The sequence below is a fragment of the Citrobacter sp. Cpo045 genome (genome assembly GCF_030332875.1).
GTDB lineage: Bacteria > Pseudomonadota > Gammaproteobacteria > Enterobacterales > Enterobacteriaceae > Citrobacter > Citrobacter portucalensis.
In genome coordinates, this window is record NZ_JAOWGZ010000107.1 from 94,817 (window position 1) to 108,031 (window position 13,215).

General features: G+C 54.3%; 10 protein-coding genes and 1 pseudogene. 3 read left to right on the top strand and 8 right to left on the bottom strand.

Features of this window, described 5'->3' with window-relative positions:
• Positions 1-12 precede the first annotated feature (12 nt).
• The 3 genes from glgX to asd form a co-directional block, all read right to left on the bottom strand.
• Complete coding sequence (gene glgX, locus OGY13_RS22315; RefSeq protein WP_213752619.1) at positions 13-1,989, bottom strand: glycogen debranching protein GlgX; 1,977 nt, start codon at positions 1,987-1,989, stop codon at positions 13-15.
• Positions 1,989-4,172, bottom strand: coding sequence for a 1,4-alpha-glucan branching enzyme (gene glgB, locus OGY13_RS22320; RefSeq protein WP_032945237.1), 2,184 nt, complete (start codon positions 4,170-4,172; stop codon positions 1,989-1,991). The genes glgX and glgB overlap by 1 nt, the downstream gene beginning before the upstream one ends.
• 273 nt (positions 4,173-4,445) lie before the next feature.
• Complete coding sequence (gene asd / locus OGY13_RS22325) at positions 4,446-5,552, bottom strand: aspartate-semialdehyde dehydrogenase (RefSeq protein ID WP_003827614.1); 1,107 nt, start codon at positions 5,550-5,552, stop codon at positions 4,446-4,448.
• Between the two features lie 190 nt (positions 5,553-5,742).
• Here asd and yhgN point away from each other — a divergent pair, with 190 nt between their 5' ends.
• The 3 genes and pseudogenes from yhgN to OGY13_RS22340 form a co-directional block, all read left to right on the top strand.
• Entirely contained in the window at positions 5,743-6,336 is a 594-nt protein-coding gene (yhgN, locus tag OGY13_RS22330; protein WP_003023480.1) for an NAAT family transporter YhgN, read from the top strand.
• Between the two features lie 1,024 nt (positions 6,337-7,360).
• Entirely contained in the window at positions 7,361-7,807 is a 447-nt protein-coding gene (locus OGY13_RS22335) for a hypothetical protein (protein WP_168978683.1), read from the top strand.
• Positions 7,801-7,980: pseudogene (locus OGY13_RS22340) on the top strand (MarC family protein); the annotation flags it as partial. The gene OGY13_RS22335 and the pseudogene OGY13_RS22340, both read left to right, overlap by 7 nt.
• Here OGY13_RS22340 and gntU read toward each other — a convergent pair.
• The 5 genes from gntU to OGY13_RS22365 all read right to left on the bottom strand — a co-directional run bounded on the left by gntU (position 7,903) and on the right by OGY13_RS22365 (position 13,064).
• A complete protein-coding gene (gene gntU / locus OGY13_RS22345) occupies positions 7,903-9,243 on the bottom strand; it encodes a gluconate transporter (RefSeq protein ID WP_003827609.1) in 1,341 nt (446 codons plus the stop codon). The pseudogene OGY13_RS22340 and the gene gntU sit on opposite strands and share 78 nt — an antisense overlap.
• Complete coding sequence (gene gntK, locus OGY13_RS22350) at positions 9,243-9,773, bottom strand: gluconokinase (protein WP_003023475.1); 531 nt, start codon at positions 9,771-9,773, stop codon at positions 9,243-9,245. Before gntK ends, gntU begins: the two co-directional genes overlap by 1 nt.
• 141 nt (positions 9,774-9,914) lie before the next feature.
• Positions 9,915-10,910: a gluconate operon transcriptional repressor GntR gene (gntR, locus tag OGY13_RS22355; RefSeq protein WP_008786351.1), complete on the bottom strand. Its 996-nt coding sequence runs from the start codon at positions 10,908-10,910 to the stop codon at positions 9,915-9,917.
• A gap of 297 nt (positions 10,911-11,207) precedes the next feature.
• Positions 11,208-11,903, bottom strand: a complete 696-nt coding sequence (gene yhhW, locus OGY13_RS22360) for a quercetin 2,3-dioxygenase (RefSeq protein ID WP_003023472.1) — start codon at positions 11,901-11,903, stop codon at positions 11,208-11,210.
• Positions 11,904-12,026: 123 nt separating this feature from the next.
• On the bottom strand, positions 12,027-13,064 hold the full coding sequence (locus OGY13_RS22365; protein WP_213752620.1) for an oxidoreductase: 1,038 nt from the start codon (positions 13,062-13,064) through the stop codon (positions 12,027-12,029).
• Positions 13,065-13,215 lie beyond the last annotated feature (151 nt).

Here is a 13,215-nt window from a genome sequence, read left to right on the forward strand (position 1 = left end):
CTAACTCCTTTTTTATCTTCTCTGGAACACACACAGTCCGTGCGCAGGTCCCTGCCAGACAGCCGTAAGCACCGGATTATCCTCTCCGGCAAATGGGGGAACGGCGCACCATTCCCCTTCAGGTAAAACGATATCTGTCACCTCAAGCGTGGCATTTATTGCAATCAGAAAACGGTCTGAAAGCAGGATTTGCATCTGCCTCGGGCCGTTTTGCCACTCATCCGCACTTAAGGGTTGTGCGTACTTATTCAGCCAACGAACATTGCCATCGCCCTCTTCCCACCAGCGATCACCCGTTAGTGCAGGAATTTGCTGGCGAAGATGGATCAGGGCAGCGGTAAATGTGGTTAGTCCGCTGTTTGCCTGCTGCCAGTCCAGCCAGGTCAGGGCGTTATCCTGGCAGTAAGCGTTATTGTTGCCGTGCTGGCTATGACCATGCTCATCGCCCGCCAGCAACATCGGCGTCCCCAGGGAGAGCAACAGCGTGGATAACAGCGCATGAATGCTGTCGCGCCGCCGCTCAATCAGGTCCAGCGTGCCGCCTAATCCTTCTTTACCATGATTGTCGCTGTAGTTATTGCTAGTGCCGTCGCGATTTTCCTCACCATTCGCTTCATTGTGCTTATTTGTGAAGCACACACAGTCGCGTAGCGTAAAACCGTCGTGCGCAGTCACCAGATTGACCGTCGCGCTGGGCTTGCGACCATCGCGTTTAAACACGTCGCTTGATGCGGCAAAACGCCCGGCAAACTCACCCAACGAGAGATTACGCTGGAGCCAGAAGCGTCGGGTCGCATCGCGGAAATGGTCATTCCACTCGGCAAACGGCGGGGGGAAATTCCCCACCTGATACCCGCCTTCACCAATATCCCACGGTTCCGCAATCAGCTTAACGCGTGAGAGCAGCGGACAGTTTTGGATCGCGGTAAACAGTGGCGCATCCTGACGAAACGCAGGTGTACGCCCCATGACGGAAGCCAAATCAAAACGAAAACCATCCACATGGCAGGTTTCAACCCAGTAGCGCAGGCATTCACATGCGTATTCCACAACACCCGGATGGCTCAGATTGAGGGTGTTCCCACAACCGGTCCAGTTGTAGTAATCACCATCGTCCCTGATCCAATAATAGCTACGGTTATCAATTCCGCGCAGCGAGAAGACGGGGCCTTCGAGATCCAGCTCGGCGCTGTGGTTCAAAACGATATCGAGAATGACCTCAATCCCCGCTTTGTGCAGCGCTTTTACCGCGTCGCGAAACTCATCAAGCGCACTCTCCGGCGAACAGGCATAGGCCGGATGCAGTGCAAACATCGCTACCGGGTTGTAGCCCCAATAGTTCGACAGCCCCAGCCGCTGAAGCCGTGGTTCGCTGGCAAAATGCGCCACCGGCAGCAGCTCCAGCGCGGTAATGCCGAGGCGCTTGAAGTAATCGATCATCACTGGATGGCCCAGCGCTTTGTAGGTTCCGCGAATCTCTTCCGGCAGCTCAGGATGCAAATACGTCAACCCTTTGACATGCGCTTCGTAAATCACGGTATTGCCCCACGGCGTGCGCGGCGGGGTATCATCCTCCCAGTCATAATGATCGGACACCACCACGCCCTTCAGCGCGATGGTGGCATTATCATGATGATCCGGTTCATTTAGCCCACCGTGCAGCAGCGGGTTATCTTTTAACTCGCCATCCACCCGACGGGCGCAAGGGTCAAGCAGCAGCTTGGCCGGATTAAACCGGTGGCCCTGCTGCGGTTGCCATGGGCCATGAACACGATAGCCATAGCGCAGACCGGGCCGGGCGTTGGCCAGATAGCCGTGCCAGACATCACCGCTACGCCCCGGCAGGTCATAGCGAAGTTCGCACCCTTGCTCATCGAATACGCATAATTCAACGCGTTCAGCGTGGGCCGAGAAGAGTGTGAAATTGACACCATGGCCGTCATACGTTGCACCATGGGGGGTGGCGTTGCCGGTTGCCAGTTGCGTCATTACCCCTCCCTGACCAGCCAGATCGTTGCCAACGGCGGTAACGTGAGGCTCAGTGAGTGCTGACGACCATGGCTGGCGATTTCATCGCTGTGCACCGCACCGCCGTTGCCGGTATTGCTACCGTGGTAATGCATCGAGTCGGTATTGAGGATCTCACGCCATTTGCCTGGCTGATTGATACCGAAGCGATAGCCGTGGCGGGGCACAGGCGTAAAGTTACTGACCACGATGATTTCATTGCCGACCTTGTCACGACGCACGAAAGCCAGCACCGAACGTTCGTTGTCATCCACCACCAGCCATTCAAAACCATAGGCGTCAAAGTCGAGCTCGTGCAGCGCTTTGTGATGACGGTAGGTGTGGTTCAGATCGCGCACCAGACGCTGTACGCCGTGGTGCCAGTTATCGCCACCTTCCAGCAGGTGCCAGTCGAGGCTGGCGTCATGGTTCCATTCACGTCCCTGCGCAAACTCGTTGCCCATAAACAGCAGTTTTTTGCCCGGGAAGGCCCACATCCAGCCGTAGTAGGCGCGCAGGTTGGCAAACTTCTGCCATGCGTCTCCCGGCATGCGATCGAGAATGGATTTTTTACCGTGTACCACTTCATCATGCGACAGCGGCAGGACGAAGTTTTCGGTGTAGTTGTACAGCATGCCGAAGGTCAGCTTGTCGTGATGGTACTGACGATGAATCGGATCCAGCTTCATGTAGTCCAGCGTGTCGTGCATCCAGCCGAGGTTCCACTTATACCAAAACCCTAAACCGCCCATATCCTGTGGTCTTGAAACGCCGGCAAAGTCGGTCGACTCTTCCGCCATGCTCACCGCACCAGGCACCTGCTCGCCAAGAATGCGGTTGGTATTGCGCAAAAATTCAATGGCTTCGAGGTTTTCACGACCACCAAATTCGTTTGGGATCCATTCCCCTTCTTTGCGGCTGTAGTCGCGATAAATCATCGACGCCACGGCATCCACGCGCAGCGCGTCAATACCAAAGCGTTCAATCCAGTACAGAGCATTACCCACCAGGTAGTTGCTGACTTCACGGCGACCATAGTTGTAGATCAGCGTGTTCCAGTCCTGGTGATATCCTTCGCGCGGGTCGCTGTGTTCATACAGGTTGGTGCCATCAAACTCAGCCAAACCAAAGTCGTCCGACGGGAAGTGGCCCGGCACCCAGTCGAGAATAACGTTCAGCCCCGCCTGATGCGCGGCATTCACGAAATAACGGAAATCATCGCGCGTCCCGAAGCGACGGGTCGGCGCATACATGCCGGTAGGCTGGTAGCCCCAGCTACCGTCGAACGGATGCTCGTTAATCGGCAACAGTTCGAGGTGGGTAAAGCCCATCCATTTGGCGTACGGCACCAACTGATCCGCCAGCTCGCGGTAGCTCAGCCAGAAGTTGTTATCGGTATGACGACGCCATGACCCCAAGTGAACTTCATAGATAGAGATCGGTGCATCAAACTGGTTGGCTTTTTTGCGCGCCTCGCTTTGCACTACTTTTTCCGGCAGACCACAGATAAGCGACGCGGTTTCCGGGCGCATTTGCGCTTCGAAGGCGTAAGGGTCCGCTTTGATTCGCAGCTTACCGTTCGCATCGATCATCTCGTATTTATACAGCTGACCATGCTGCGCGCCGGGGATAAACAGCTCCCAGATACCGCTTTCTTTGCGCAGGCGCATTGGGTGGCGACGGCCATCCCAGTAGTTGAACTGCCCAACCACTGACACGCGTTGAGCGTTAGGCGCCCAGACTGAGAAGCGCGTACCGGTTACGCCATCCATGGTATCCGCATGCGCACCCAGCGTTTCGTAAGGTCGCAGATGCGTACCTTCAGATAACAGCCAGGCATCCATATCCTGGATCAGCGGGCCAAAACGATAAGGGTCATCAATCAGATTCTGCTGTCCATGCCAGACAACGGCCAACTGATAGCGAAAGAAATTTTTACGGCGGGGAAGTACTGCACAGAAAAAACCGCGAGAGTCGAGGCAATCCAGCTTGCCGACTTTGCGTCCGGTTTTGGGTTCGATTACCCACACTTCGGTGGCGTCAGGTAATAGGGCGCGGACTTCAAGTCCAGCATCAGTTTGGTGCATACCGAGTACGGAAAAAGGATCCGCAAAATGGCCTGCAATTAGCGCATTAATCACGTCTCTATCGATACGAACGGACATGGTTGTCATCCTGTTTTATGGCGTCACCCCTTCCAACTGATTTTCGACATCAGGTAGTGACACTTTTTTTGACCTGAACGGCGCAGCACAATTGTGCATCCTCTCTGCGTCGTCCCACCTTCAGGCAACAACTTAATACCTCCGGTACTAAGTCACCCTTAAAGAATAGCCAATGCTTTATCTTACTCCTGGTAAAAAATGAAACATCTGCGCTTACTCCTGTATTACGCAAAAAAAGGGGTGATTCCTCACCCCTTGATCGTTAACAAACTATTACGCCAATTGGCGCAGCATACGGCGCAATGGCTCCGCAGCACCCCACAGCAACTGGTCGCCCACAGTAAAGGCTGACAGGAACTCCGGTCCCATGTTCAGCTTACGCAGACGGCCTACTGGCGTGGTCAGCGTGCCGGTAACGGCCGCCGGGGTTAACTCACGCATGGTGATATCCCGATCGTTTGGTACAACTTTGGCCCACGGATTGTGCGCCGCCAGCAGTTCTTCCACGGTCGGAATAGACACATCTTTTTTCAGTTTAATGGTGAACGCCTGGCTGTGGCAGCGCAGCGCGCCGACGCGCACGCACAGACCATCAACCGGGATCACGGAAGACGTGTTGAGAATTTTGTTGGTTTCCGCCTGTCCCTTCCACTCTTCGCGGCTCTGACCGTTATCGAGCTGTTTGTCGATCCACGGAATCAGGCTACCGGCCAGCGGTACGCCAAAGTTATCAACCGGCAGTTCGCCGCTGCGGGACAGGGTCGTTACTTTACGTTCGATGTCGAGAATAGCAGAGGAAGGGGTCGCCAGTTCCTCGGCCACATGGCCATACAGATGACCCATCTGAGACAGCAGTTCACGCATATGGCGCGCGCCGCCGCCGGAAGCCGCCTGATAGGTCGCCACGGAAACCCAGTCAACCAGGTCATTGGCAAACAGGCCACCGAGGGACATCAGCATCAGGCTAACGGTACAGTTGCCACCGACAAAGGTCTTAATGCCTTTGTTCAGGCCGTCGGTGATGACATCCTGGTTAACCGGATCGAGAATAATGATGGCATCGTCTTTCATACGCAGCGAAGAGGCTGCGTCAATCCAGTAACCCTGCCAACCGCTTTCACGAAGCTTTGGATAGATTTCGTTGGTATAATCGCCGCCCTGACAGGTCACGATGATATCGAGCGCCTTCAGCGCATCCAGATCAAAAGCGTCCTGAAGTGTGCCGGTCGCGGTGCCACCGAACGTCGGTGCCGCCTGCCCGAGCTGGGAAGTAGAAAAGAAAACAGGGCGAATGGCGTCGAAGTCACGCTCCTCAACCATGCGTTGCATGAGAACAGAGCCGACCATACCGCGCCAGCCGATAAAACCAACATTTTTCATAGCGTTTTTTCCTGCAGAGATGTGTGCTGTGTATGCTAACCAGTATCCTACTGGCCTATCCTTCACCATACAAAAAGCAGCCAAAGTCGCAAGTGAAATTAATCAATGATAGCGAAGCCATCAGTAATGCGACTTATCCCGCTGCGCAAGCAAGCAGAAAGTCCGCGGTAATTATCAGGGAATTTGAGTTATGAATGAAATCATTTCAGCGGCAGTTTTATTGATCCTGATTATGGATCCGCTCGGAAATCTGCCCATTTTCATGTCCGTATTGAAACATACCGAACCAAAACGTCGCCGCGCGATTATGATTCGCGAGCTGTTTATTGCGCTGTTGGTGATGCTGATATTCCTGTTTGCGGGCGAGAAAATTCTGGCATTTCTTAACCTGCGTGCAGAAACCGTATCGATCTCCGGGGGCATCATTCTGTTCCTGATCGCCATTAAGATGATTTTCCCCAGCGCCACCGGGAATAGCACCGGGCTTCCGGCTGGTGAAGAGCCGTTTATCGTACCGCTGGCGATTCCGCTGGTCGCCGGTCCGACAATCCTGGCCTCATTAATGCTGTTGTCGCATCAGTACCCAAACCAGATGGGGCATCTGGTGATTGCGCTGCTGATCGCCTGGGGCGGTACATTCGTGATTTTGCTGCAGTCTTCGCTGTTTTTACGTCTGCTGGGAGAGAAAGGGGTTAACGCGCTGGAGCGCCTGATGGGGCTGATTCTGGTGATGATGGCAACCCAGATGTTCCTCGATGGCGTGCGGATGTGGATGAAGGGGTAACCGTTTTGAAGCTGGAGAGCATGGCATTTCAGAGAACGATTCCGTTCTCGTTATGTTCATTGCTTCTCTGAGATCTCGTCACCAGTGAACGTGTTAAGGGGGCTACGCAGCCCCCTTAACAATCCCGGCTCCCGGCAGGAAAATTGCCACTTCGTGGTTCCCTCCACTTATTCCTCCAGGCTACCGGGCCGGGCGCGAGGCAGCGTCCATGCAAAACGCGCCCTGAACCCGCATCCCTTCGGGTTCTCCCGGCCTTACGGAAACGCGTCGGCAATTTTCAGCCGGACCAGCCCACACCTGACCACCTGAGCTTTTACTTGAATACCTGTGAACAGCAAAACGGATATAGCTGAAAGCCAGAGCGCTGAAGCGACACCCTGGTCCGGCTGAAAATCGATGAGGTGTTGACGGCTGACCGGGTCTGCCCGCAGGGATGCGGGCAGAGGGGACGGCCTGCATGGATGCAGGCTCGGCCCCGACCCGACAGGCAGACGGAATAAGACGAATAACTCGCGCAGCGACGATTTTCCCGCCGGGAGCCTGGGTTGCAAGGGAGGCGGCGGTGAGCCTCCCTTGCACGTTCACGGGCATCAGCGCTTCAGAGAAATGACACCACTGAGGTGAACGGAACCCTGAGCAATAATCACATGTTCACCCTACATGCTTAACTGAACGGCATTGCACTGTAATACCAGGTATTCCTTATGCTTTTAAACCGCTGAGAAAACGTATTTTCATTTCTGCGAAGCGCCTTCCGGAATACGCTCTTGTCAGCATCGCGGATTAGCATTATCTTCTCGCAGCACTTGCAAAATCAGGTGCCAGGATTGGTCCCCTGATTACCTCATTCGCGATAAAATTCACTTTTGTCGTGCGACCAGCTACACCTCAATGGTGGGCTGGACGGTGGCGTCACAAGACGCACCGGTATCCAATGAGGCCGGTAGGACCAACTCCGTTCAGCCCGCCACCAAAAGGTTGGTCCCTTCGGTGGTGGTAAATTTCACTCATTGGAGGCTGCCCTATGGCTACTACCCCTCTCTTTTCATACTCTTTATTTACCCTTCCCTTTAGCCATGCCACGGACTTCACCGAACTGGCGGATAACTGTGAGCGTTTTGTCGAAGGGCTTGTTGAATGTCATGACCCGGTAGAAAAGCTGGCGATTTGTGCGCGCCTGTCGGCCTGTCTGGCACTACTACAACCAACCTTAACGGAACCTGTACCGCAGCATCTACAGGCCAGCCTGACGGTAGAAACCTTACCGACCCGCTCTCCCCTCTTTGAACCCGAACCAGATCAGATGGGGCGTTACTGCCAGCTTTTGACGCATTTACTGATGAGCAAAACGCTGTCTGACGAGATGGAACGCGTGGCGGGCGATTTACTGCAGGATTTAGTGGGCTATTTCGCCGATACGTTAAAAGCGCCGCGTTGGTTGAAAACCGAGGATGGTGTGATGGTGCTGTAAAAAAGCCGGGTGGCGGCTTCGCCTTACCCGGCCTACGGTGTCGATATGTGCTCGTTTCCAGGCCCGGTAAGCGCTAGCGCCACCGGGCAATGCCATCAGCTCAACAGCTGGAAGGCAATCATACCGACAATCGCGCCGACCGTACCGAGGATGGTTTCCATCATCGTCCAGGTCTTCAGCGTTTGCGCTTCAGTCGCGCCGGTAAATTTACCGAACAACCAGAAACCGGCGTCGTTAACGTGGCTGACCACGATAGAGCCGCCCGCGATACAGATAGACAGCGCCGCCATCTGGGCACCGGAGTAGTTCAGTTGCTCAATCACTGGCATCACCAGACCGACCGCCGTTAAGCAGGCCACTGTCGCGGACCCCTGAATGATACGCACCGCCGCCGCCAGCACGAAGCAGGTGATAGCGATCGGCAAGCCCATACCGGTTAACGCTTCGCCCAGTGCAGGACCAACGCCGGAATCTACCAGTACCTGTTTGAACACGCCGCCAGCACCAATCACCAGCAGAATAATCCCCGCTGGCTGAAGCGCATGGCCGCAGATTTCCATCACGCGGTCTTTTGGCATGCCCTGGCGCACCGCCAGACCATAAATCGCCACCAGACAGGCAACCAGAATCGCGGTAAACGGATGACCGATAAACTCGAACCATTCGTAGGTTGAAGAACCGACCGGAACAAAGCGTGCGGCGATGGTTTTCAGACCAACCAGCACCAGCGGCAGCAGGATAAGCGATAAGCTGAAGCCAAAGGAGGGCATTTTGCCTTCGCCCAGATGCGGCTCGGTAATGTCTTCCGGTACGTGCAGCTCAACGTAACGGCTGATGAAGTTACCCCACAGCGGCCCGGCGATAATCATGCCCGGGATCGCGGCGCACAGGCCAATCAGGATCATCCAGCCAAAGTCGGCGTGCATCTGAGAGGCCAGCAGCATCGGCGCAGGCCCCGGCAGCAGGAACGCTGCGGCAGCCGCCACGCCCGCAAACAACGGAATGACCAACTTAACCAGGTTAGTACCGGTATGGCGCGCCATTGAGAACGCTACGCTAATCAGCAGCACAATCGCCACCTCAAAGAACAGCGGCAGCGCGCAAATCAGACCGGCCAGGCCAATCGCGTAATGTGCGCGGCTATGACCGAAGGATTTCAGCATTTTGACGGCAATCTGATCGACCGCGCCGGTCTCATGCAAAATCTTGCCGAACATCGCCCCCAGCGCCACCACAATCGCCAGGAAACCGAGCGTGCCTCCCATCCCTTTTTCCATGGTCGCCGCGATTTTATCGAGCGGCATACCGGAAAAGAGACCTGCACCAATGGATACCACCATCAAAGCAACGAAGGCGTGCATACGCGCCTTCATCACTAAAAACAGCAGTAATAAAACGGACCCTACTGCTGTTAAAACAAGCGTTAATGTGCTCACTACTTACTGCCTTGGTTAATAACCTCAATGGTGCTGGCGACCACACCGTCCAGTGGTTGATCGATATCGACCACCAGTACATCGTTTTCATTCGCACCCGGTTCTTCCAGCGCTTCAAACTGGGTAACCAGCATCTGCGTTTTGAAGAAGTGGCCTTTACGCGCCTTCAGACGGCTTTCGATAACGTCAAAATCCCCTTTCAGATAAATGAAAGAGAGGTTCGGGTTACCGTCGCGCAACTGGTCGCGGTAGACTTTTTTCAAGGCAGAACAGACGATCAGAGAAACCTTATTGGTACGCTGCATCGCAAAAGCGGCGTCATTAAGCGCCTGTAGCCACGGTTTACGGTCGTCATCGTTGAGTGGCTCACCGGAAGCCATTTTCATGATGTTGCTGCGCGGATGGAGAAAATCGCCATCAAGAAACGCGGCCTGCAGTTGATGCGCCACTTCGCTGGCGACAGCAGATTTACCGCTGCCCGATACGCCCATCAGAACGTAAACGTGGTGATCATGATTAGTCGTGCTCAAAGCGTTGCCCCCACTGGTACAAGAATCAGGAAATTGTTACGGGTAACTGTTATCGGTAACATTGTCCAGCCGGATAAATAGAGAAGCAATATCCATTCGTGCTCGAAGTGTATAAGTGTGAGCTACTTCAAACTTGTTGGCTTAAATAGATCCGCCCGGTGACAAGGTGAAACCTAAATCTAACATTTTAGGCGTGACTGCTTCACCACGAATGCGCGCCAGCAGGCGTTCTGCGCCAATGCTGCCCATCCGTTCACGTGGCGTGAGCACACTCGCCAGACGCGGCTCCATCACCTGCCCGATGTCGTGACCGTGGAATCCGGCAATCGCCATGTCATCCGGGATTTTCAGCCCTAAACGCTGGCATTCGAAAGCCGCCCCTACCGCCAGGTCATCGTTGGTACAGAAAACGCCGTCGAGCTGCGGGTATTCACGCCGCGCCTGACGGATGAGTTCAATACCGGAGGAGTAGGAAGAAGACTGTTCCACCATCACGCTGTACGGCACCAGGTTGGCATCGCGCATTGCCTGCTCGTAGCCTCTCTGTTTGATGATAGTACGTTCATCAAGACGAGCGCCAAGATAGGCTACATGACGGTGCCCGCGGGCGATAATAGCGGCAGTCATCTGCCGCGCGGCTTCGAAGTTGTCGAAACCGACGGCGATATCCAGACACGGAGACTGGCTATCCATCAGCTCAACCACCGGGATACCGGCAACTTCAATCATTTTCAGCGTACGGGGCGTATGGCTACGTTCGGTGAGGATCAGGCCATCGATATTCCACGACAGCATCGATTCCAGGCGCTCTTGTTCCATCTCAGGCTTATAGCCGTAGTGCGCGAGCATCGTTTGATAACCATGGGCGTCGGTGACAGCCTCAATGCCGCGTAGCACTTCAGCAAAAACCTGGTTAGTGAGAGACGGTAACAGCACGCCGATAGCGCGGCTGGTAGCGTTAGAAAGGATATCAGGAGCGCGATTGGGAATATAACCCAGCTCATCAAGTGCAGCGGCAATTTTGCCCCGCAGCGCCACGGAGACCTGCTCCGGGTTACGCAAAAAGCGACTGACCGTCATTTTAGTCACGCCCACGCGGTCGGCTACATCCTGAAGTACGGGTCTTTTCTTTTTCATCGTCCTGAAGCGTTAAAAAGGGATAGATTCCCCCAGTTTACCACGGACGTGCGTGAACCTTTGCAGAGAAAAAAAGGAGTTTTTATTGTGATAAATACACAAAATCATTCGAGTTGCATCAAGGCGGCGACGCAGTGAATCCCCGGGAGCGTACATTAAGTACGCGACCGGGGTGAGCGACAAATCTGCCGGGAGCAGATTTGAACGCTGCATACAGCGGCCCCGAAGGGGCGAGGCCTATGGATGGGCCGAGTAATAAAGCCAACATAGATGCGGCTTGAAGGATGACGTGTATTTTTATACTGGCGGCAGGTCAAACAGTAACACTTCACTGTCGCTGTCGGCATGAATAGAAATTGCCTGTTCATCCCAGATTGCCAGACCGTCGCTGGTGGTCGCTTTGGTGCCGTTAATAGTCACGTTGCCTTTTACCACCTGGATCCAAACGCGGCGTTCCGCGGCAATCTGATGCACCGACTGCTCATCTTTGACCAGTGCCCAACGGTACAGCTCCATATCCTGGTACACTTTCAGTGAACCATCACGGGCATCCGGCGACAGCACCAGTTGTTTACCCTGAGCGGCATCGAAACGACGCTGTTCATAGCGCGGTGTAATACCGTTCTCCTGCGGCATGATCCAGATCTGATACAGATGCAGCTTCTCAGTATTGCTCGGGTTGTACTCCGAGTGACGGATCCCCGTCCCGGCGCTCATAATCTGAAACTCACCGGCCGGAACCTGCTCTTTGTTGCCCATGCTGTCCTGATGCTCTACCGCGCCTTCCAGCACGTAGGTCAGGATTTCCATGTCTTTATGGGGATGAGTACCAAATCCCTGACCTGCATCGATCACGTCATCGTTAATCACGCGCAGTGCCGAGAACCCCATAAAGTTCGGGTCATAGTAGTTGGCAAAAGAGAAGGTATGCCAGGAATCAAGCCAGCCATGATTAGCGTGGCCACGGTCGTTAGCTTTGCGTAAGTAGATCATTGTGTTCACCCCCAGATGTTTTCGATGGAGTAAGTGTGGACTCAATCTGCCTGGGATCATAGAGGGTGAAAATTGACTCCTCTGTTCAAAAAATATGAACAAGCCCAGAGGAGTCTGTGCAGGCTATTTGGCGAGGGTTATCGTGGCAGGCGTTGCCTGTTCAAAGGCGCGTTCGAGGATCTCCAGGTTGGTAAGAACTTCAGATTCCTTGACGTAATTAGGCGTACCGGCGGTCAACGTCTGGTACAACGCGTCATAGACACGACCGTAATCCCCCACTTCCGGCTTCACCTCTTCTTTTACTGTGATGCCGTCATCGTTGACGTACTCCAGCATCCCAATGGAATCATCAGCAGCGAAACCTGGCTCACCCGGCATGATATTGGCCTTCAGGCTGGTTTCCTGCTGGTCGATGCCGTACTTCACAAACGAGCCTTTGGTGCCATGGACGATAAACTTCGGATAGTCGATTTTTACCAGATGACTGGTTTTAACAATGGCTTTCAGGTCGCCGTAAAACAGCTGCGCTTCAAAGGTATCGTCCGGGTTCGCTTTGTTGCGCAGGCTGCGGATGTCATAGGCCACATGATCGGGACGTCCGAACAGCGAGATAATCTGATCCATGGTGTGTACGCCCAGACCATAAAACGCGCCGTCCTGCGGCAGTCCCGGCTTGGTTTCTGCTTCAGGACGGTAGTAATCGAAATGGCTTTCAACCTCAACAATCTTGCCGAGCATGCCGCTCTCAATGGCTTTTTTCGCGGTGAGGAAGCAGGAGTCAAAACGGCGATTCTGATACGGCGTAACGGTCAGTCCTTTGCTTCGCGCCAGTTCGAACAGCTCTTTTGCTTGCGCAAGCGTCGGCGTGAAAGGTTTCTCAACCAGCACATTTTTACCCGCTTCCAGCGCGCGTTTGGCGTATTCAAAATGGCTGTCAGCATGAGTACAGACGATCACCAGTTTCACCTGCGGATCGTTTAAGATCTCATCGAGGTCGCTGGTGAAGTGAATATGTGAATATTGCGGCGCCTGCTCTTCCGGCCTGGCGTTGCGGCGGAAAATGTGCGCGACGTGCCAGCTATTTTTGCGGTTGAGGACGTACGGCAAATGGTAGCGGGTGGTGCTTTTACCAAAACCAATAAATGCGCAGTGTAAGGTCATGAGACGATCCTTTTGAAGGTGATTGTCTACACCATAGCGCAAAGCGGCTGGAGACTGAATCCATCCTGTCATCGTGCCGGATGCGGCGTTGCCTTATCCGGCCTACCGCATTATACAGCCAAAAGATCGGGCGTAAGTGGCGTAGGCAGAT